21 protein-coding genes are annotated in these 20,124 nt (G+C 51.4%); 14 read left to right on the forward strand and 7 right to left on the reverse strand.

All coding sequences use genetic code 11. The annotated features are described in order from the left end of the window. Positions 1–284: 284 nt before the first annotated feature. Entirely contained in the window at positions 285–947 is a 663-nt protein-coding gene (locus NST37_RS09895) for a response regulator transcription factor (RefSeq protein WP_003387450.1), read from the reverse strand. Further along, on the reverse strand, positions 944–1,753 hold the full coding sequence (locus tag NST37_RS09900; protein ID WP_003387449.1) for an ATP-binding protein: 810 nt from the start codon (positions 1,751–1,753) through the stop codon (positions 944–946). The genes NST37_RS09895 and NST37_RS09900 overlap by 4 nt, the downstream gene beginning before the upstream one ends. Positions 1,754–1,859: 106 nt before the next feature. Between NST37_RS09900 and thiD the strand changes: the two genes are divergently transcribed. Then, positions 1,860–2,654: a bifunctional hydroxymethylpyrimidine kinase/phosphomethylpyrimidine kinase gene (gene thiD / locus NST37_RS09905; protein WP_003387448.1), complete on the forward strand. Its 795-nt coding sequence runs from the start codon at positions 1,860–1,862 to the stop codon at positions 2,652–2,654. Positions 2,655–2,788: 134 nt separating this feature from the next. Here the strand turns inward: thiD and NST37_RS09910 are convergent, their stop codons facing one another. Both NST37_RS09910 and NST37_RS09915 read right to left on the reverse strand, forming a co-directional pair. Beyond that, complete coding sequence (locus NST37_RS09910; RefSeq protein WP_327955969.1) at positions 2,789–4,219, reverse strand: DUF4179 domain-containing protein; 1,431 nt, start codon at positions 4,217–4,219, stop codon at positions 2,789–2,791. Between the two features lies 1 nt (position 4,220). After that, the gene (locus NST37_RS09915) at positions 4,221–4,736 is read right to left on the reverse strand and encodes a sigma-70 family RNA polymerase sigma factor (protein ID WP_003387446.1); all 516 of its coding nucleotides are present in this window, start codon (positions 4,734–4,736) and stop codon (positions 4,221–4,223) included. Positions 4,737–4,878: 142 nt separating this feature from the next. Here NST37_RS09915 and NST37_RS09920 point away from each other — a divergent pair, with 142 nt between their 5' ends. The 10 genes from NST37_RS09920 to NST37_RS09965 all read left to right on the forward strand — a co-directional run bounded on the left by NST37_RS09920 (position 4,879) and on the right by NST37_RS09965 (position 12,754). Continuing rightward, entirely contained in the window at positions 4,879–5,088 is a 210-nt protein-coding gene (locus NST37_RS09920) for a hypothetical protein (RefSeq protein ID WP_003387444.1), read from the forward strand. 83 nt (positions 5,089–5,171) lie between these two features. After that, complete coding sequence (splB, locus tag NST37_RS09925; RefSeq protein WP_031931744.1) at positions 5,172–6,245, forward strand: spore photoproduct lyase; 1,074 nt, start codon at positions 5,172–5,174, stop codon at positions 6,243–6,245. Between the two features lie 290 nt (positions 6,246–6,535). Beyond that, on the forward strand, positions 6,536–7,171 hold the full coding sequence (locus NST37_RS09930) for a deoxynucleoside kinase (protein ID WP_024985136.1): 636 nt from the start codon (positions 6,536–6,538) through the stop codon (positions 7,169–7,171). Between the two features lie 45 nt (positions 7,172–7,216). After that, positions 7,217–7,903 (forward strand): deoxynucleoside kinase, encoded by a 687-nt coding sequence (locus tag NST37_RS09935; RefSeq protein ID WP_003387441.1) that lies wholly within the window; start codon positions 7,217–7,219, stop codon positions 7,901–7,903. A 113-nt stretch (positions 7,904–8,016) separates the two neighbouring features. Beyond that, complete coding sequence (locus tag NST37_RS09940; RefSeq protein ID WP_003387440.1) at positions 8,017–9,729, forward strand: hypothetical protein; 1,713 nt, start codon at positions 8,017–8,019, stop codon at positions 9,727–9,729. 103 nt (positions 9,730–9,832) lie between these two features. Then, positions 9,833–10,570 carry a class I SAM-dependent methyltransferase gene (locus tag NST37_RS09945; protein ID WP_024985137.1) on the forward strand — a complete coding sequence of 246 codons (738 nt, stop codon included), beginning with the start codon at positions 9,833–9,835 and terminating at the stop codon, positions 10,568–10,570. An 88-nt stretch (positions 10,571–10,658) separates the two neighbouring features. Beyond that, on the forward strand, positions 10,659–10,943 hold the full coding sequence (locus NST37_RS09950) for a 4a-hydroxytetrahydrobiopterin dehydratase (protein ID WP_003387438.1): 285 nt from the start codon (positions 10,659–10,661) through the stop codon (positions 10,941–10,943). 100 nt (positions 10,944–11,043) lie between these two features. Beyond that, positions 11,044–11,364: a hypothetical protein gene (locus tag NST37_RS09955; protein ID WP_003387437.1), complete on the forward strand. Its 321-nt coding sequence runs from the start codon at positions 11,044–11,046 to the stop codon at positions 11,362–11,364. Further along, positions 11,361–12,134: a DUF3109 family protein gene (locus NST37_RS09960; RefSeq protein WP_251237701.1), complete on the forward strand. Its 774-nt coding sequence runs from the start codon at positions 11,361–11,363 to the stop codon at positions 12,132–12,134. The genes NST37_RS09955 and NST37_RS09960 overlap by 4 nt, the downstream gene beginning before the upstream one ends. Positions 12,135–12,244: 110 nt before the next feature. After that, positions 12,245–12,754, forward strand: a complete 510-nt coding sequence (locus tag NST37_RS09965) for an acyl-CoA thioesterase (RefSeq protein ID WP_003387434.1) — start codon at positions 12,245–12,247, stop codon at positions 12,752–12,754. Positions 12,755–12,797: 43 nt separating this feature from the next. Here NST37_RS09965 and NST37_RS09970 read toward each other — a convergent pair whose 3' ends face one another. Beyond that, positions 12,798–13,214, reverse strand: a complete 417-nt coding sequence (locus tag NST37_RS09970) for a thiol-disulfide oxidoreductase DCC family protein (protein WP_003387433.1) — start codon at positions 13,212–13,214, stop codon at positions 12,798–12,800. 94 nt (positions 13,215–13,308) lie between these two features. Beyond that, on the reverse strand, positions 13,309–14,820 hold the full coding sequence (hutH, locus tag NST37_RS09975) for a histidine ammonia-lyase (RefSeq protein WP_339186622.1): 1,512 nt from the start codon (positions 14,818–14,820) through the stop codon (positions 13,309–13,311). A gap of 334 nt (positions 14,821–15,154) precedes the next feature. On the opposite strand from hutH, the gene NST37_RS09980 reads away from it, so the two are divergent. Next, positions 15,155–15,715 (forward strand): hypothetical protein, encoded by a 561-nt coding sequence (locus NST37_RS09980; protein ID WP_339186623.1) that lies wholly within the window; start codon positions 15,155–15,157, stop codon positions 15,713–15,715. A gap of 348 nt (positions 15,716–16,063) precedes the next feature. On the opposite strand, the gene uvsE is transcribed toward NST37_RS09980, so the two are convergent. Next, positions 16,064–16,990, reverse strand: coding sequence for a UV DNA damage repair endonuclease UvsE (gene uvsE, locus NST37_RS09985; protein WP_171506775.1), 927 nt, complete (start codon positions 16,988–16,990; stop codon positions 16,064–16,066). 124 nt (positions 16,991–17,114) lie between these two features. On the opposite strand from uvsE, the gene NST37_RS09990 reads away from it, so the two are divergent. Both NST37_RS09990 and NST37_RS09995 read left to right on the forward strand, forming a co-directional pair. Beyond that, entirely contained in the window at positions 17,115–17,459 is a 345-nt protein-coding gene (locus NST37_RS09990; protein ID WP_003387429.1) for a carboxymuconolactone decarboxylase family protein, read from the forward strand. Between the two features lie 117 nt (positions 17,460–17,576). After that, entirely contained in the window at positions 17,577–20,003 is a 2,427-nt protein-coding gene (locus NST37_RS09995; RefSeq protein ID WP_339186625.1) for an EAL domain-containing protein, read from the forward strand. Positions 20,004–20,124 lie beyond the last annotated feature (121 nt).

A 20,124-nucleotide genomic window follows, 5' to 3' on the forward strand; every position in this document is an offset into this window, starting at 1 on the left:
CAAGACAGAGTAAAACGTTCCTTTCAGCACTCTTTGATATGTAGTCTTAGCACTCAAAGGTTGTCCCTCCTCAAATATTTTATCCTTAGACATAAATGTTTCCCTCGTGCAACTTTAACACAAAAAAATGGCACAGCGCAACACTATTTTCTCAGGACAAAAATGTTTCGCTTGTACAAGTTTTTTGATCCTGGAATACACGTGCTGTTGCTGTAACCATAATACACACGCAAGGGACAGCAGAGCGTGCCCGCTGGCCCTATCGCTTTCACCTGGCTGGGCAGCTAACGCTCGTCGCTTTGCCTGAGCATCAGATGATGCCTTACGGCGTAGGCTGCGAGCTGGACGCGATTGACCAGTTGCAGCTTTTCAAGAATGTTCTTGATGTGATTTTTTACGGTATTTTCTGCGATGATCAGGGCGTCGCTGATTTCCCGGTTTGTTTTGCCTGCGCCGACGTACATCACGATTTCGCGTTCGCGCGGAGTCAACACGTCGGGGACAGGCTCATTCATGCTTTCTTCCTGCCGGAAGCGGGTAAACAAGCGCGCGGCCATTTCTCTTGAGAGCTCGCTGTCTTCACCGAGAAGGGCGTGCAAATAGGTAATCCAGTCGTCCGGCTCCAGGTTTTTCAAAAGATAGCCTTGGGCCCCAAATTGTATGGCTGTGATCAGATCTCCCACATCATCAGAGATGCTGAGAATGACAACTTTTATATGCGGGTATGCCTTTTTTACCTCTCGCGTTGCCTCCAGACCAGTCCAACGCGGCATGTTGATATCCATCAGCACCAGGTCCGGCTGCAGTGCTCCGCACATTTGATAGGCTTCTTCGCCATTGGTCGCTTCACCGATGACGTAAAAGGAAGGGTCTTGCTCCAGGAGACTGCGGATAGCCAGCCTCGCCATATGGTGATCATCTGCAATCAGAACGCGGTACGCATTCACGCTTTGTTACCTCCTCGATCGAACACCAGGCGGATGGAAGTGCCGCCCTCCGTTCTCTGTGTAATTTCGATAGTGGAGCCCAGCTGCTTGGCTCGTTCCCGAACCATTTTAAGGCCGTATTTTTTCGCTTCATGCTCGTCCAGGCTGATTCCGATGCCGTCGTCTTCGACAGACAGACACCAATTGTCTGCACGTAACGCTTTTAATGTCAGCCAAGCGTGTCTGGCCCCTGCATGCTTTTGAATATTGGCAAAGGTCTCTTGGACAATGCCAAATAGCTGAACTTCTTCGGCAGGGGAAAAGAAGCCGTCAGGCACTTCGATCTGGTGAGTGACATCAACGCCGGAGAGGGCGCTCCACTGTGCCAGCCAGTTTTCCAGCCGCTGGGTCAGGCTGCTGCCTTCTTCGGGGAGAGAGCGCAGGTTGAAAATGGCGTGGCGTACGTCATTGTCAATCGCGGAGACTGCAGCGCGGGCGTCCTCCAATTGGCCCTGCTTCAGCTTGACGTTGAGGAAGAACAGTGATTGGGCAATACCGTCATGCAGCTCTCTGGCCAGCCGTTCCCGCTCTTCGTAGACGGCGCGGCGAGCTTGTTCCTCCACGATCCGGGCATTCATCCGGTCAATCTTGCGGAACATCCAGGTAGCGAAGAGAAAGGAGAGCAGCAGAGTCAATATTGTGATGTAGACATTGCCTGTTTCCATGGATAAATAAGGCAGCAAAAAGTCGTGGCGTACAAATTCAAAACCGCCGATGACGATTGGCGGGAGCAGTACAGTCAACCAGTATAAGACACGGTACGTCATAGTTACATCCCTTTCCTTTGACCAGATGGTACATTCCCAGTATACCGGAGGAGACGGGCTGATGATATACTCATAACAGAAGACAGAGAGGATAGGAGGAGCAGACGTGAACCGACTTGCAAAAGCGATGACAATCGCAGGATCGGACAGCGGAGGAGGAGCGGGGATTCAGGCTGATCTGAAAACCTTCCACCAATTCGGCGTTTACGGGACAAGCGCTATCACAGCGGTTACCGTGCAAAATACATTGGGTGTAACAGGCGTGTATCCGCTGCCGACGGAAGCGGTAGCCCAGCAGATGCATGAAGTGCTCCGGGATATCGGGACGGACGCAGCGAAGACAGGGATGCTGTTTAACGCGGAGATCATTGAAGCAGTCTCCCGGGAAATCAGCCATTTTGACGTAAAAAAGCTGGTCGTAGACCCGGTCATGATCGCCAAGGGGGGAGCGAAGCTGCTGCAGGATGAGGCGATTGCGGCCCTCAAGCGCTTTTTGCTTCCACTGGCAGAGGTCATCACTCCCAACCTGCCGGAAGCCGAGTTCTTGAGCGGGCTGCGCATCGAAACCCCGGAGCAAATGCGCGAAGCGGCTAGAGCGATCCACCAGATGGGCCCGCGCCATGTGATGATGAAAGGGGGTCATCTTCAAGGGGATGCCATCGTGGATATCCTCTATGACGGCCGGGATTTTTTTGAAATGGAGCATGAACGGGTACCGACCCGTCATACGCATGGGACAGGCTGTACGTTTTCGGCGGCGCTTACTGCCGAGCTGGCGAAAGGCACGCCGCTCGTCGAAGCGGTGGACCGGGCCAACCGGTTTATCGTGGAAGCGATCAGAACGGCACCGCAGATCGGCGGCGGTCATGGGCCGACCAATCACTGGGCGGCTGTGAAATAAAAACAACGGATTTTGCAACAATTGGCAGGGGAAACAAAGCAAGAAAGCCCGCAGCAAAACCTAGATGCAAGAGGGTGCATCGGGGTCCTGCTGCGGGCATTTTGTGCTGGTGCAAAAGGTTCCCAACTGTTGCTTTACTTTATCTCGATCGGAATGGACAGATCCCCCTTCAATCTGGTCGGGTAGTAGTTGAGCGTAAATTTGTACGTGCTGGGGGTGCCCTTGCGAGCCGGTTCCGTACGCTTGAACAAGACGCCATATCTTTGAATGGTTTCGGTTTCTGATGGGGTGGAAGTCCCTTGGACAAATTCGTATCGATTTCCCAGATCGTCTGTCAGCTCTGAAATGTGCGAGCCGTACTCGTGGAAGTCCTGCTCATCGACGCGAAGGTGATAGTCCATGCCGACTACGTCATCATTCTGCCTAAGCGCTTCCAGCGATAGCCTGTCATCCGGCGCTTTCAATAGCACCTTGTTCTTTGCGTCGATTACCACGACCAGCTTGTCTTTGTCCAATGCCTGGATGCCGCTTGCTTTCAGATAGAGTTGCTGAGGAGTGTCGAAATAGTTGCTCTCCAGATGGTAGATCACCTCGAACTCGCCATTTTTATGGGAAGGAATGCCATTCCCCCAAAAAGCAAAGGTTTGTCCCTTTTCATCCACCAGCCGCAAATTGTCGAAACCGAAGATGTGCTTTGTATTTTCGGGAGCGAACCGAACCGTGACTTCCGCCTGGGTAGGGTAAACGGCGACCTGCGAAACCGTCAGTTTTTGTCCGTCGACAGTAATCGTCTGGTTGACCGGGTATATTTTTTCTTTCAGGTCGGCATACCTGGACTTGTCGATGGGGACAGTTACGCTGATCGGAGTATCCATTGGCAGGGCATCCACGTAGATCGTTGCCTTTACAACCAGATGATCCGGGAGCGGCAGACTTTCATCCGTCGGGTATATCTCAATCGCTTCCTGCGCATGGCTGACAGGTTTAAAGCTCCCGCTGGACAGCGAGTAGCTGAGCGGTATTTGGTTGCCCTTGTCATCCGTAATATCGATGCCCTCCAATCGAACGACATGCCCTGGTTCCCTGTGCCTGATCGTATACAGCAGCAGCATCCGCCTTTGATCCCCGATTACCCGATCAATCGTGAAGCTGACGTTATCCGCTTCCGCAAATGCGCCAATTTCTTGTGCCAGCCCGTGCTTCGCAGCCCTTTCCAAGCCTTTCTTCGCCTGGACCAAATTTACGATCGGCTCCATTCCGGGAATATCGCTCACATAAGCCGCGAAGGCGGGGGAGAGGCGGATCGTGAACAACAAGCCCGCAACAAGGGAGCACGCGGCAATGAGCGACCAGCGGATGCGCCATATACGCTGATGCTTCCGCAACTGCCCCTTTGCTTGGGTCATACCGGCCAGAATAAAGGCGTCTGCCTCCGGAGGAGCCTGAGTCTTTTCGTACTGTACCTTCTTCTCTGTTAATTGTTGCTCGATCCGATCCTCGCCGGGGCGCGATTCCGACTCTTCTCCTGAGAAAAAAGCGTCCGTTTCTTCGCGTCGATTCATCATCTCACCAACCTTTTCCCAAATCTTTGCGCAACGCGCCCAACGCCTTGTGAAGCCATGTCTTGATCGTTCCCTCGGGATGGTCGAGCAGGGCGGCGATTTCGCGTATGGTCAAGTCTTCGAAGTACTTTAAAATAATGACCTGTCGATGCATGCCTGTCAGCCGGGAAATCGCGTCTTCCAGCTCAAGCCGCAGGTCGGTTGTATCCGTGTCATCCCGAATTGGCGCATCGCTGCCCATATCACTTGCCAGCGACCGTTTTTTTCGTTTTTGCTCATCCACACAGACATGGATCATGATCCTCGTCAGCCACGTGGAGACATAGGCCGGCTGCTTGAGCTTGGGCAGCTTGAGATAAGCACGGCATGTGACTTCCTGCAGAGCCTCCAGGGCGTCGGTTTCATTGCGAAAGAAAGCGTATGCGACTCTGTACAGCTTTTCTTTATGTGTCTGCATCAGTTTGTAAAAGGCGTCATCATCCCCCTGCTGGGCAGACGAGACGAGTTGTTCCAGATTCACGCTCACCCCTCCTTCTTATTAGACGGCGACGGGGAAGAAACGGTTTTCAAAATCGCATTTTTCTCCTTGTCTGGGGGGAACCGGACGCCTTCTTTTCGCTTATCGTATCGTATAGCACCTAGAGAGGACGGTCAAAACGGGGATGTGGATCAAATGGGTGACGATTCATGAGTCGTACGGTTTGCCAAGAATGGCGAATGAGTGCAGGCACTACTTGGAAATGAAGGGCATTCGTGTCCGCCTCTTGTCACGGAAAACGCAGCGAACGGGGCACGTCTATGTGCTGCAGGTACCCGAGAAGCAGAGGGATCAGGCGTTGGAGTGGCTTCACCAGTTTAAAAACCGCCTGTAGCTGATCATCAGGACAGCGACAGCCATTTTCCTCCATCGAACCCCTCGCTCGGGTTCGGAGATACTATCTCTGGGGGGATCGACATGGCGACGACGCTTACAGAAAAACCGGAAACAGTTGCGAATAAAGAGTCAAAGCTGTTTCTGCCTGATTTTGTTTTCTTCGAGCCCGACGCACTCCATTATCCGTTAGGGAAAGAGCTTTATCAGCGGTATCAGGAGCAGGGCATCCCGATCCGAATGACGACCAGCCACAACCAGGTCCGCGGGATTCCCGGAGAAACGGACGTGGAGCAGTATCGCAATGCGAAGCGGACGCTGGTCGTGGGCGTGCGCAAGACGCTCAAATTCGAGCAGTCCAAGCCGTCTGCCGAATACGCCATCCCGCTGGCTACAGGATGTGCCGCGCACTGCCATTACTGTTATTTGAACACAAATATCGGCACAAAGCCGTATATCCGCGTATATGTCAATACAGACGACATACTCCGGCAGGCGGAAGCCTACATTCGCGAACGGGAGCCGGAAATTACCCGGTTTGAGGCGGCTTGCACCTCGGACCCGGTCAGTATCGAGCATATCACCGGAAATTTGCGGAGAGCGATTGAGTTCATGGGGAAGCAGCCGCTGGGACGGCTTCGTTTCGTAACCAAGTTCCATCACGTGGACTCCCTGCTGGACGCCGCCCACAACAAACACACCCGCTTTCGCTTCAGCATGAACGCTGATTACGTCATCAAGCACTTTGAACCGGGGACTTCCACATTCGCCCAGCGCCTTGAAGCGGCGGGAAAAGTGGCCGAAGCGGGGTATCCGCTCGGCTTCATTCTCGCGCCGCTGTACTGGTTTGAGGGATGGGAAGAAGGATATACCGACTTGCTGGAACGTCTGCGGGAACAGCTGGTGCCGGAGGCGATGGAAGACCTTACGTTCGAACTGATCCAGCACCGCTTCACCAAGGTGGCCAAGAAGCTGATCCTGCAGCGCTATCCGAAGACAAAGCTGGAAATGAACGAGGAAGAGCGCAAGTACAAATGGGGCAAATACGGGAAAGGCAAATACGTTTATCCGGACGTGCAGGCAAAAGCGCTCCGTGAGCATTTGGAAAAGGAAATCACCCGCCTTTTCCCGCAAGCGAAAATCGAGTATTTTACGTGAGAACGAGATGAACAAAAAAATTTTTGATCGATAGACCGTAAAACAATGAACCGCCAGCCCCCATGCTGAGCGGTTTTCTTGGTCGAACGGATTCCTGCGGACAACAGCCAAGCTGCGAGCACATTTCGGAGAGGAAGACTTGTCGTAATCAGGTGCAAATGTTCTGCGCAAAGCCTCAAGCGGCACAGTTTTCTGCGCCTGACATTATCCGAATCTTTTCGACAAAATTGACATGTCCATGCTACAATATGGAGGCTCTCATATCTGGGAAAGGATTTGTTGTGACAATTATGAAGCCCGTATTTGTAACTATCGAGGGACCGATTGGCATTGGCAAAACGTCGCTGTCCCGTGAACTCAGCAAAGCCTTTGATCTGAAACTGCTGGAAGAGATCGTGTATGAAAATCCGTTTCTGGGAAAGTTTTATGAAAACATTGCCGAATGGAGCTTTCAGCTGGAGATGTTTTTTCTTTGCAACCGGTACAAGCAATTGCAGGATTTGCACCGGGACTATCTGAAACAGGGGATATCGGCAGTGGCAGATTACAATATTTTTAAAAACACCATTTTTGCCAAGCGGACATTGGATGAGGAGAACCTGCCCAAGTATCTGAAGATTTATGATATCCTTACGGAAGGCTTGCCACAGGCGAATCTGGTCATCTACATGACAGCATCGATCGATACGGTGATGAAGCGTATCGAGATGCGCGATCGCGATGTGGAACGCAAAATGGATGTAGGCTATATGAAAAATCTGATCGCTGATTACAATGAATTTATGGAAGCGTTTGAAAGACGCCATCCAGATACGCCCGTAATCAAGTTTCAGTGCGACGAGCTTGATTTTGTACATAAGCCGGAAGATCTGCAGCATGTTCTGAAGCAAATCGAACCATATATCCGTTCGCTCCAGGGGGCTTAATCTTTCCATGCGCACGGCCTGATCATTTTAGAAGGAGTTACGTTCATGTCTGGGTTTAAAAACAGTGATTTGAGAGAAAAGTACGGGATACCTAGCAACGCTGTCATTACGATCGGGGGAACGGTAGGTGTCGGAAAGTCCACCTTTACATATGCTTTGGCCGATCTGCTCGGCTTTCGGGTATCCGTGGAAAAAGTGGACAACAACCCGTATCTGGGGAAATTTTATGAAGATCTGTCCCGCTGGGGCTTCCATCTGCAGGTATTTTTCCTCGCAGAGCGGTTTAAAGAGCAAAAGCGGATGTTTGAATACGGGGGCGGTTTTGTGCAGGATCGCTCTATTTACGAGGACACCGGCATTTTCGCCAGGATGCTGTACGAGCAAGGGCACATGACGGAAGAGGATTACCAAACGTATACGCAACTGTTCGAAGCGATGGTCATGACTCCGTATTTTCCGCACCCGGACATCCTGATCTATTTGGAAGGAAGCTTTGACGACATTCTGGACCGCGTCCAGGAACGCGGCCGTCCGATGGAGCAGCAGACGCCGACCGATTACTGGCTGGATTTGTACAACCGCTATGAAAAGTGGATCTCCTCGTTTTCGACCTGTCCGGTTCTTCGGATCAACATCAATGAATACGACGTCGTAGAAGATTCGTCTTCCGTCGAAGTTGTACTGTCCCGGGTAGCAGAAAAAATCAGACTCGGGCGGTCCTTCCACCGCTAATGCCATGCCCCTTTGATGATAGGAACTCTCGTCAGCAAAGGGGCTTTTATCTGATCGGACACAAAGGTTTATGATATCATGGAGAAAAGCGTGTTTATTCAGGGGGCGTTCAAGTGAAGCGGTGGATGCTGATTGTTACCCTCGGATCGGTTTGCCTGGCTTCCATCTGGATTATTACTGCCTTCTACCGGTCGCAAATGATGGAGAAAACGTTGAATTCCGTCACGGCCGGAGAAACGTATGCCTTTGAGCAAGCTTTTCAGCGATTATTGATTGGACAGCAAGACGATCAGGCCAGCTTTCGGATAGCCGAGTTTGAACGAGGCAAGATGCCAAAACAGCCGATTCAACTTGGACTGCATAAAAAAGAAGCCTTTATACATATTGATGTGACAACGAACCAATCCTTGGAGGCAGCGGAAAGCTTCCTTTCCCAAGTGGAGCTTATCGGCGATGTGAAGTACAGCACGTCCGTCCGCGAGGTGTCACGAGGCAATTATCAATTGACGATGACCTTTTCGGAAATCAAAGACGAGTTCGGGTTTCGTTTTGGGAATATTCCGACGATCACTCTCCGAAGAATGGCCCCCCTTGCTCTTACCATTCAGCCCGGCAAGGCAGAGGGAGCGGTGCTCATGCTTCCGGAGAGCAGAGAATCCCGATCCTTGTACATAACGGAAGGATTGGGAACGATTCTGCTGCGATTTTCAGAGCCTATGATCAGGAAGGAAGAAGCGGGACGGTCAGTCAACGGCTACCCGGCAGTCTGGCTGGATGATCGGACGATGTCTCTTGATGTGCGAAGGGTCAATCGGGCGGCGCTGGACTTGACGCAATTCCATTCGCAAAGCGGGAACTATCTGCCCGAAGAGTATCGCTATGTGGCATTATACAAAAAACAGCCGTTGTCCTGGCTCTCCTACCCTGACAGCGAGGTGGTCGGTTTTAGTCCCTATGACTCCTTTTACGACCGATTGATACTCTCTCCTGACCGCGAAAGCTATCTCGGCGTGATTGACAGAGGGCGAAGCAAGAGCAGACGGGGAGATAGACAGGTTGCCCTCGTTTTGGAGCAGAGAGGACGTGATCCGCTATTGATCGAGCCGATGCTGGAAGGCAGCGGACTCTCCCATGCGACAATCGATTGGCTGGATGCAGGGAGATTTCTCTATGTCGAAGAGAAGCTTGGAACAGTGTATCATTTGGCTACGGGAGAAAAAACGCCGCTTTTCGATGAGACGTCGACCGGGTCGATTGCGCTGGAAATGGCTGTAGACGATGTGGATGGCTATCTCTATATCGTGCTCGTGCGTCCAGCGGGCGACAAAAATTTGTATCGGGTGGAAAAACGAACGTATCGCCTCCATGATCTCGTACTGGAGAAAACGGAGTCGTTGGGAGAGGCATTGCTTCACCCTCGGGAGAAGCTGCCAGCCTTTCCGATCAGGGTACGAAAAGACGGCATTTATTACACAATACCGGGTCCTACGGAAAACAAAACCGTCTTTGTATCGCGCAAGGGCAAATCCTGGACGGCCGAAGGCGAGGTTGTCTGGGCCAATGACCACAGCCAGGCTGTCTTAAAGCGAAAGAGTGACGAGGAAGCCGGGACGTATACATGGTGGCAAATCGGAGGGAGACAGCGGGAGCTGCATGTGACCCGTGCGGAAGTGATGCCGTTTGGACCGTATCTTGTAACGAATGACGGTTTGCGGTATCAAATCTGGGATGATCGAAGGAAGCGTTGGGAACCGCTCGATTTGGCCGAGGGTGACATCCGATTGTCCGCGGCAGAGGGCAATGCTGTGTATTCGCGACAGCGGTGAAGACGGCTGCCCTTCCTGCACATTTCTGTCGCGGAAAACGGCTTCTGATCAAAATAGGCTGTGGTATAATAGGTGCATCTTGGAAGGAAAAAGGAGCACAGACATGGCAGAAGAATGGTTTGAACGAAGCTTTCGCGAGGACTACGTGTTGGTGTACAAACACAGGGATGACGCGTCAGCTGATAAAGAGATAGCCAACCTCCTGGAGCGTTTGCCCATCAAGCGATCCGGAAGAGTTCTTGATCTTTGTTGCGGGAGCGGACGTCATTCGCGTGCACTGGCCCGACGCGGGTATGAAGTTGTCGGGGTAGATTTATCAAACGTCCTGCTTCAGCTCGCCAATGAGCAAAAGATTCTCCCTAATCTGCATTTTTACCAATATGACATGCGACATATACCGTTTCGGGAAGAGTTCGATATCGTGGTCAATCTGTTTACCAGCTTCGGGTATTTCTCTTCGGACGAGGAAAATGCGCAGGTCGTTCAAAACATGGCCCTTGCCCTGAAATCGGGGGGAGAGGTGGTCATCGACTACTTGAATCCCGCGTTTGTAGAGGCCAATCTCGTACCGCACTCCGAAAAGGAAGTCGGCGGACTGCTGATCGAGGAGGAGCGGTGGCTGGAAGCAGGATTTGTGAAGAAGCGGATCGTCGTTAAGGATAAAGGCGCAGCGGAAACGAGAGTCTACCAGGAGCAGGTCCGCCTCTTTACGGTTGAGGAGATGACCGCAATGCTGCAGAAAGCTGGCTTTGTCAACATTCAGACGTTTGGCAATTACCAGTTTGAACCGTATCAAGCGGCTGACTCGCCTCGGATGATCTTTTTCGCAGTCAAAAAATAGGACGTCGCGGATAAGCGTGACTAACCCGCTATCAAGGTGAATATGATGGTGAAAACGATGTCATTCATCGATGATGGGGGTGCGCTGAGTGAGCAAGCTTTCGCTTGAACAAGTGAAGTTGTATTTGAACAAAGTGCCCGGCTGGAGACTGATGGAGGATCGGATGGCGCTGTCCCGTACGTATCAGTGCCGCGATTTCTCCACTGCCGTCAGCTTTGTCAATCGTGTAGCGGAATTGCTTGACCAGGATAGTCACCATGTCGAAATCCTGATTCGTCAATCGACAGTGACCTTTACGGTGACGACGAGAGAAGCGCACGGTTTGACCGGGAAAGACTTTGCCCTGGCACAGACGATCAGCAAGGTAAGCTGAAGAGGGGATTCCCGCCTTGTTCGGACGAGGCGGCTTTTTTTGTGCAAGCGCATCTGTCTGTTATCATAGAGGAAAAAGAACAAAGTGGAGGGATTTTTCCATGGACATCCATAAACACGATCAACTTCTCGGCTTGATCGAAGAGCATTATGCCAAAGGACAGATTCAGGCGCAATTTACACAGTGGGACTCGGACAGCGAAGATGAAGAGGTGACTCAGCTGCAAGGCACACTTGCCTCGTGGAAGCTGACGGACAACGAATTTGGAGAGAAGGATTTGCTGATCGTCCTGGAGTCCGATACAGAAGGAACCGTAGAAATTTTGATGGAGATCCCTGCGGATGAAGACAATCTGGCGGTATTTGCCGAGGGGCGTCTCTCTATCTTCGGAACGGAAGCGGAGCTCATCTTGTCCAAATGAATGGCAGAGGTCTCTATCGCTACCTGGGTACACCGGAAAAGATGAATGAACGAGAGGTGTACGCCTGCAAAAAGTACATCAGGAAGCATCGCGCTGCGATGAAACAAATGGGAAAGGTTCTGCTCGATCTGCCGGCGCTCTTGACGCCATTTCACTTGGATTGCGAAAATTGCCGTCTCGTTCACCGGGAGACTTGCTGTGAAGGCGGACAACCCTATGCCGTAGAAAACCAGCAGGCCGATCTGCTGGAGCGGGAATCGGATGCGATCGCAAGCCAATTCTGGAGCGAGCGGGAGCAGCGAGGATGGGCTGCCGAAGGGATCTGGGACAAACACTATGGTCTGGGCACGATCCGGATGGACCACGGGAACTGCCTGTTCTATAAAGAGATGAACGGAAGGTACGGGTGCTCCATTCACGCATACGCCGAGAAGTCGGGAGTGGATGTTGTTTCACTCAAGCCGTTTAGCTGCCAGCTTTACCCATTAGAGGTCATTGATACGGGCGAAATAATACTTCTGACCGCTTTGACCGAGGAAACGGCTTCTTTCTCCAGATGGGGCACCGATTATTTGGAGCATTTCTACTGTGCAAGCATAGAACGGCGGAAAGCAGCAGTACATTTGGATGAGAATCTGTTTTCGCTAACGGGCTATAAGCCGGCCTATTTATGGAATCTGCCGTTGCTGCATGCGCTGCTGGGCCCGGATACAGCCCAGTCGCTGGAGCTCTTGGGATACATCAGCGAGCAGGAAAATCTCGTCACATAGGGGCAAGAGCAATTCCCCGCGTATGTTTCCGAGAGTTTTTGAACATCCTCTAGTAACGATGTGGTATGATGGCTAGGTCAGATAAGTAGATTGGCAAAGGAGCAACAGTGATGAACGCGAAGACGACAAAAGAATCCCGTACGATTCAGGCTTCCCTCGTACAACCTTCAGACACCAACTTTCACGGCACGATGTTTGGAGGGAAAATGATGGCCTATATTGACGAAGTGGCTGCCATTGCGGCGATGAGGCATTCCCGCCGTCCCGTTGTCACGGCGTCGATTGATTCGATCGATTTTCTTACTCCCGTAAAAATGGGCCATTCCATCTGTCTGGAAGCGATCATCTCCTCCACGGGAAAAACATCGATGGAGGTATTTGTTAAAATCATCTCGGAAAATTTGCGAACAGGGGAGCGAACCTTGACCGCTACCTCTTTTCTCACGTTCGTAGCGCTCGGTGAAGACGGCAAGCCGACTCCAGTACCGCCCATCATCCCGGAAACCGACGAGGAACGCTATCTGTTTGAAACGGCAGAGGAGCGCAAAAACATGCGCAAAGAGCGGAAACGGAGCACGGAAGCATTTGTCAGCCAATTAAATATTACAAAGAATATATAAGGTTAAAACAAGAAGAGGCGATGCCATAAGGCATGCCTCTTTTTCAGTCCAAAAAGCGTGCTCGTATTTCGGCTGTGGGGAGCAGACATACGGTCGACCGGCCGAACCAGCGATAGCGGTTGCGAGCGATGAACCGATACAGTCTATCCCTGACAAGCCTTGGGAAGAAAAAGCCGATCGCTGAGAAAATCGGCCAGGCTCCGCGCAAAAGCCGGCCAACGCGCAGGATTGCATCAGAATAGACGTACACGGTTCCCTGGTCGATCAGTACGACAGATGACAGGTCGTGAGTCGCCAGTCCATACTGCTCCAGCAAGCTTTGGCCTGTCTCTGACTGCAGTGAGGCGAAGTGAATCCGCCCCGCCGGATCACGCGGGATGATAAAGCGGACAGCGCCGTTGCAGAAATTGCAGACGCCGTCGAATAACAGGATTGTGTCTGGATGGGAAGCAGTAGACATGGCGGACGCCTCCTGTTGAGCATGAAATCTGGCAATGTTACCTCCATCATACCAGGAAGGTCCGCCGGGTCAAGGGAGGAAAACGTTGAAGCAATCAAATTTCAGGGACGAGACAGCCGCTTGCCAAGAGCTCTGCCGCTTTTGCCATGTCCACATGCATTTCCCGGTCTTCGGAGAGTGGCGGTATGACCTCACGAAGCTTGGCATAAGCTTTCTCCGTGCCGATTCCCAATTTTCCTTTGCCAAATTCGATTGCTTGCGCAGCCGCCAAATATTCGATGGCGAGTACCTTCATGGAGTTGGCGATGACGGTTCTCAGCTTGCGGGCCGCCGTCGTTCCCATGCTTACGTGATCCTCCTGATTGGCAGAGGAAGGGATAGAATCGACGGAAGCCGGATGGCACAGCACCTTGTTCTCCGAAACGATAGAAGCAGCGGCATATTGCGTGATCATAAATCCGGAATGCAGGCCGCCTTTTTCCGTTAAAAAACCGGGGAGTCCGCTTAATTGCGGGTTGACCAGACGCTCGGTCCGCCGCTCGGAAATATTGGCAAGCTCAGCTATTGCTATGGCCAAAAAGTCGGCTGCCAATGCCATCGGCTGACCGTGGAAATTCCCTCCGGAAATAACATCGCCGGTCTCGGCGAAGAGAATGGGATTGTCGGTTACACTGTTGCACTCTCTGGTTACAGCAGCACGTACATACTCCCAGGCATCGCGTGTAGCGCCATGCACCTGCGGGACGCATCGGAGGCTGTAGGCATCTTGCACGCGGAGCTCCCCTTGCGCTGTCGTCCGTTCGCTTCCTGCGAGATGGGCAAGCAGCTTGCGAGCTGATTCCTGTTGGCCGGGATGGGCGCGGACGAGGTGAAGCTGTGGATCAAACGCTTTTGGAATCCCGTGCAACGCTTCCACGGTCATGGCGGCGATGACATCGGCATTTTCGATCAGCGCATGAGCATCAGCCACAGCCAGGCAAAGGAGAGCGGTCATCGCCTGCGTACCGTTGATCAATGCCAGACCTTCTTTTGCCTCCAGCCGAATAGGGGATAAGCCAGCGCTCTCCAAGGCGGCTTTGCCGGGCATTCTTGTGCCGTTTACCTCCGCTTCTCCTTTCCCGAGCATGACGAGCACCATATGGGAGAGGGGAGCCAGATCGCCGCTTGCTCCCAGAGAGCCCTGCTGCGGGATGATCGGATGGACGCCGCGGTTGCACATTTCGATCAGCAGGTTGATCGTCTCTTCCCGGATGCCGGAGTATCCCTTGGCCAGTGCATTGATCCGCAGGGCCATCATCGCACGGACCACCTCGGTCGGATAGGGATCGCCTATTCCACACGCATGGCTCATGATCAGATTTTCCTGCAACTGGCTGACGTCTTCTTGAGGAATCACTACGTCGGAGAACTTGCCAAAACCAGTCGTAATCCCATAAACGACCTGTTGGTTTTGAACCATTTGTTCAACCATCGAGCGGGATTTGCGGATTTTTTCAACGGCTTCCGGCGTCAGTTCGATCTGCTCGAATTTCCTGGCAATGGCAGCTACTTGTTCAATGGTCAGCTTTTGTCCGTCCAGACGGATAGAAATTGTGCGTTGATTCATGAGTATTTTCCTCCTTTAGCATAGCAGAGGACAAAAAGGAAGAGGGGCTAGGATTGTTATCCTAGCCCCTCTTCCCATGCGGGTATGAAATTAACAAAACGAGTAAGCGCCAAGTTCTGCATTTTTTTCCCCGCTTCCGTCTGCTTATTATTCAGATGATTTTTTCTATTCCCTATTGTAATACTAGTTTATGAGCTGTCAAGTGAAAACGTTATCATCCGTATCATATTCTTTCACCCGGCAGAATGCGTTTTCCTGCCCAAACCAAAAAAGGGCGCTTATTTTTTTGAAATATGGGCAAGTGCGGTTTCTCTAGACGGGTGAATGTCATACCATGTACTGTGCTATTTCACTAGAAAGGACGTGTGAGTTTGGAAAGACGCCGAAATATGCCACCTATGCCTCCAGCGTTGCCGATGCCTTCACGCAGGCCCAAAGAGATGCCCAAACCTTCACCGAATTTGCCGTCGCCAAATGTATCACCAAACATTCCATCACCGAACCTGTCTCCGATCATGCCGTCGCCAAATATGCCATCGCGAAACGTGCCATCACCGAATCTATCGCCGAATATGCCATCGCCAAATATGCCGTATCGGGCGGTGCCAAGACCAAACAGGCCTTATCGGATGATGCCATCGCCAAACATGCCGTCACCGAACATGCCAAGACCAAACAGGCCTTATCGGATGATGCCATCGCCGAACATGCCGTCTCCGAATATGCCATCACCAAACAGACCCTTCCCGAAAAGACCGTCAAACCGCAGACCGCCAGCTCCGCCGAGGAGAAGGGAACGCAGACCAAAGTCCGGGGCTCATGCAGACCTCGAAATGCTCCTGTTCAAGTACAGAATGCATATGGAGCGTATGCATCACTACAAGCAAAAATGTGAACAGTACCGTCATCACCGCAAAAAATACAATACGTACTACCGCTTTTACGATCATCATAAAAAGAGAATGCGCTACTACTACGACAGCTGCTATCCGCAGCATGACTCAGGGAGCAGTTCCTCCGGCTGCGGTTGTTCTGGCAGCGGTTCCTCCGATTATGGATCCTCCGGCTACAGTTCCTCCAAATACGGTTCCTCCAGATATGGAAGGTCAGGACATGGTTCCTCTTCCTCCGCATGCAATTGTGGCGGACCATGTTGTCAATAACAGCATACGCAATGACGCTGCTTGCTGTGAGCAGCGTCATTTTTTTATGCATAAGCCTGCGGGCAGAGGTTGTTGCTTTCTCAAACAGGCAGACCTTCGGGTGAAATGCCCGCCTTTTGCATGTCCCGCCGCAATGTGCGAAGAGCGTCATCTTTATTTTTGCATTCGAGCATCACATCGATGTCGTAGTCGCTGAGCCTTGTGACCCATTCGATGAACTTCACCGGATCGATCTTATCTGCATGGGAACGAAAATCGCTTTCCGATTTTGGAGAGGAAAAGTGCATCTTCGGAGTTCGCGTGCCCCACGTTTTGAGTATTCGGGGAATGTATTCAAACAGATCTTCGCCATTGTTGAGACAGTCGTGGTGATGGACATCCAGTACCATCGGGATGCCAATCCGCTCACAGAGTGTCAGCACGTCGATCATGGAAAAGGAGGTGTCATCATTCTCTACGACCAGCCTGCGCTTTACGTTCTCTGGGAGCAGCTCGAACTGATCGGCGAAGCGTCGAAGCGAGGCTTCTTTGTCGTTGTAGACACCGCCTACATGGGTAACCAGGACGGAGTTGTCGTCGAGGCCCATCAGATCGAAAACGCGGGCATGGTAGGAGAAATCCGCAATCGTTGCTTTCAGCACTTTCGGATTGTCTGTATTCAAAATACTGTAGTGGCCAGGATGCGAGGTCATGCGGATGCCGTGCTTTTTTATATAGGCACCGGCCTTGTCGAAATCCCAGCTAAACTCCTTGGCCCAATCCCAATCCTCCGTAACCTTGTGGGTGGCCAGCGGCACGAACTCGGAAGGGAGCCGGTAGAGAAAAATACGATTCTCTACATTGTAAGCAAGCAGGTCCATCAGGTTAAAAAAGTTGGTTTGCAAAACTTGCCTCAGCTTTTTTAGTCTCGCATCCGGCGAGAGCTTTTGAACCTGAGCTACCGTCGTTTTCTTATTGGGATTGTTCGGGCTGTCCAGACGGATGCATGCATACCCAAGTCGTATCATCCGGAACCCTCCATTTCGGTTTAGGCTTACTCCTAGTATTTCCCCGAAACGAGCTTGCGGGCGTGCATGAGCGTTTCCTTTTGGTGGGAAGCTAACAGCGATATTCCATCAGGAGGAGACGACCATGGAGCATTATTTAGCGGAACAGTATCGAGAAGGTCTGCAGGCATTTGGCCAAATGATGCCGGACGCACTGCAGGCGTATAACGATTTCACCAGCAAGTGTTTTTCTTCCGGTACGCTGTCTTCCAAGCAGAAACACCTGGCAGCCTTGGCGATTGCCTTGTACGCCGGAAATGAACACTGCATCGTGTTTCACCTGGAAGCGTTGTTGGAAGAAGGCGTATCCAAGCAGGAAATCGCGGAAACGGTCGCAGTTGCAGGGGCGTTTGGCGGAGGAACGACACTCTCTCACGGTGTCATTTTGATCCAGGAAGTAATGGAGGAAAAGAATCAGGGGATTCAGTAAACATCCCTTTGCAGCCCTTCCTGGTATTTGGGGAAGGGCTGCTTTTTCTTATATTGCGATAGGGAGGAAAAAGCTATAAGATGAGGAAGTCATTTCATCCGTGCTCGAGGGGTATTTATGAATACGTTATCACAATCGTACAGCATTGGTTTAGTCATCCTGTCCTATTTTATCGCTGTTTTGGCTTCCTACACGGCATTGGATCTCGGTGGACGCGTCAGTCATTCTCGGGGAAACATTCAGAGAATTTGGCTAATGGCCGGAGCAGGCGCGATGGGATTGGGAATCTGGGCAATGCATTTTATCGCAATGCTTGCTCTGCATCTGTCGATTCATGTTGATTACGATTTCTGGATCGTTTTGATTTCCATCCTATTTGCGATGTGCGCATCAGGTATCGCCTTGTATGTGGTCAGCAGCAAACACATGTCCAAAAAACGGCTGGCAATCGGCTCGCTGTTCATGGGAACAGGGATAGCCTTGATGCACTACGTCGGGATGAGCGCGATGAGGTTGGATGCGCAAATCGTTTACGATCCGGTTTTGTTCGCGATCTCCATCCTCGTTGCTGTCCTCGTATCTGCTGTTGCGCTGATGATTACGTATCGTTTGCGAAAAGCAGGAGACGTCCGCGGAATAGGACTGAAAATACTGGCTGGCATGGTGATGGGGGCGGCAGTTGCTGGAATGCACTACACAGGTATGCTAGCCACCTCGTTTGTAACGCATGGCAATCATCATCCGTCGCCATCCTCGGCTGTCAGCACGATCTGGCTGGCTTATGCGATCGGGATAGCAACTCTGATCATACTCGGGATTACGCTGTTATCGGTATATGTAGAAAAGCTCTTGATGACCAAGACATTGCGGATGATGGAGAGCGACCAGCGGTACAAATCGTTGTTCGAGTACAACCGGGATGGTGTCATATCGTATGGTGTGAACGGCCAATTGATTGGCATGAATCCTGCTGCCAAGGAGCTGACGGGCAGGGAGTTGCTTTCGCTTTCAGACTTCGTGGACATGTGTGACCAAGCGGATACGGAGATGATTCGGAAACATTTTTTGCAGGCCGTTCTCGGAGGAGCCAATACATACGAGGTAAAGCTGTATCCCGAGCCGGAAAAGCAAGTCATCCTGCATATGACCAATGTTCCCATTATCATAGACGGAGAGGCGGCAGGCGTGTTTTTTATTGCCCGCGATGTAACCGAGCAAAGGCAGGCTGAATCCAAAATCAATTACCTGGCTTACCACGATGCATTGACGGGTTTGCCCAACCGGCGATTTATCGAAGAACAGCTTGAAAAAGCGATCCGGAATGCAAAGAATCGTGAACAGACTGTCACTGTGATGTTTCTCGACTTGGACCGCTTTAAGCTGATCAATGACTCTTTGGGACATGACTTTGGCGATCTGCTTTTGCGAGAAGCGACGCATCGGATCGTCAACTGCGTCGGAGAATCGGGTATCGTAGGGCGACTCGGCGGCGATGAATTTATTGTCTTGATGCCGGAGGTGCCAGAGAGCGAGCTGATACAGATGGCGGATCAATTGATCCGGATCATCGAGCAGCCCTTTTTGATCGAGGGGCATGAGCTGTATATTACGACCAGTATCGGAATCTCGCGTTTTCCAGAGGACGGGAATGACTATCAGACATTGATGAAGACGGCAGATACTGCCATGTACTCGGCCAAGGAACGAGGCAAAAACGCCTGTCACAAATACTCGGCCCATATGCAGAAGGCGGCATCGGAGAGGATGTACCTGCAAAACGAACTGAATCGCGCTTTGGTTCGCAACGAATTGCTGGTCTATTACCAGCCGCAAGTCAATGTCACAAACAAGAAATTGTCAGGTATGGAGGCGCTCGTCAGATGGAATCATCCGAAGCGTGGCGTTATTCCTCCGGATCAGTTTATTACGATTGCAGAAGAAACGGGGCTGATTGTTCCAATAGGGGAATGGGTCCTGCGGACAGCGTGCAAACAAAACAGAGAATGGCAGGAAATGGGGTATGCGCCGGTTCGCGTTGCCGTCAATTTGTCCGCCCGTCAATTTTTAAAAAAGGATTTTGTTCAGACAGTTGAGGGAATTTTGCGGGAGACCGGCATGCAACCCGAATATTTAGAGCTGGAAGTAACAGAAAGTACGATGATCGACGTGCAGCGGGCGACGCAAACCCTCTATGATTTGAAAAAACTGGGAGTGCACATTGCAATCGATGATTTCGGGACAGGCTACAGCTCTCTCTCCTACCTGAAAGATTTTCCGTTGGACAGGCTGAAAATCGATCGCTCCTTTATTCGTGACCTGAAAAAAAGTCCAGGCAATAGAGCAATCGTCGCGACGATCATCTCGATGGCCAAAAATCTGGATTTGCACGTAATCGCTGAAGGGGTAGAGACTTCAGACGAGCTCGATTTTTTGCAGGAGCAGATGTGTGAGGAGGTACAAGGATTTTTCTTCAGCCATCCGCTGACAAAGGAAGATATGGAAAGCTATTTGAAAGAAAAGTTCTCGAAGCCTGGTATCAGCTAGATGCCAGGCTATTTTTATGCCAGTTCGCTTTTCTGAGAATTTGACAATATCGTGTAGGTTATTGTCGAAATTTGGTATTTTTGTGAAGATAGGTTATGTTCGGGAGGAAAGAGGGAATAGG

Source organism: Brevibacillus sp. FSL K6-6036 (genome assembly GCF_037964015.1).
Lineage (GTDB): Bacteria > Bacillota > Bacilli > Brevibacillales > Brevibacillaceae > Brevibacillus > Brevibacillus borstelensis.

Coding starts and splice junctions, on each gene's coding strand:
- NST37_RS09900 (WP_003387449.1), bottom strand. CDS start 1,753: ATGACGTACCGTGTCTTATACTGGTTGACTGTACTGCTCCCGCCAATC.
- NST37_RS09910 (WP_327955969.1), bottom strand. CDS start 4,219: ATGATGAATCGACGCGAAGAAACGGACGCTTTTTTCTCAGGAGAAGAG.
- NST37_RS09920 (WP_003387444.1), top strand. CDS start 4,879: ATGTGGATCAAATGGGTGACGATTCATGAGTCGTACGGTTTGCCAAGA.
- splB (WP_031931744.1), top strand. CDS start 5,172: ATGGCGACGACGCTTACAGAAAAACCGGAAACAGTTGCGAATAAAGAG.
- NST37_RS09930 (WP_024985136.1), top strand. CDS start 6,536: ATGAAGCCCGTATTTGTAACTATCGAGGGACCGATTGGCATTGGCAAA.
- NST37_RS09935 (WP_003387441.1), top strand. CDS start 7,217: ATGTCTGGGTTTAAAAACAGTGATTTGAGAGAAAAGTACGGGATACCT.
- NST37_RS09945 (WP_024985137.1), top strand. CDS start 9,833: ATGGCAGAAGAATGGTTTGAACGAAGCTTTCGCGAGGACTACGTGTTG.
- NST37_RS09955 (WP_003387437.1), top strand. CDS start 11,044: ATGGACATCCATAAACACGATCAACTTCTCGGCTTGATCGAAGAGCAT.
- NST37_RS09960 (WP_251237701.1), top strand. CDS start 11,361: ATGAATGGCAGAGGTCTCTATCGCTACCTGGGTACACCGGAAAAGATG.
- NST37_RS09965 (WP_003387434.1), top strand. CDS start 12,245: ATGAACGCGAAGACGACAAAAGAATCCCGTACGATTCAGGCTTCCCTC.
- NST37_RS09970 (WP_003387433.1), bottom strand. CDS start 13,214: ATGTCTACTGCTTCCCATCCAGACACAATCCTGTTATTCGACGGCGTC.
- hutH (WP_339186622.1), bottom strand. CDS start 14,820: ATGAATCAACGCACAATTTCTATCCGTCTGGACGGACAAAAGCTGACC.
- NST37_RS09980 (WP_339186623.1), top strand. CDS start 15,155: ATGTACTGTGCTATTTCACTAGAAAGGACGTGTGAGTTTGGAAAGACG.
- uvsE (WP_171506775.1), bottom strand. CDS start 16,990: ATGATACGACTTGGGTATGCATGCATCCGTCTGGACAGCCCGAACAAT.
- NST37_RS09990 (WP_003387429.1), top strand. CDS start 17,115: ATGGAGCATTATTTAGCGGAACAGTATCGAGAAGGTCTGCAGGCATTT.
- NST37_RS09995 (WP_339186625.1), top strand. CDS start 17,577: ATGAATACGTTATCACAATCGTACAGCATTGGTTTAGTCATCCTGTCC.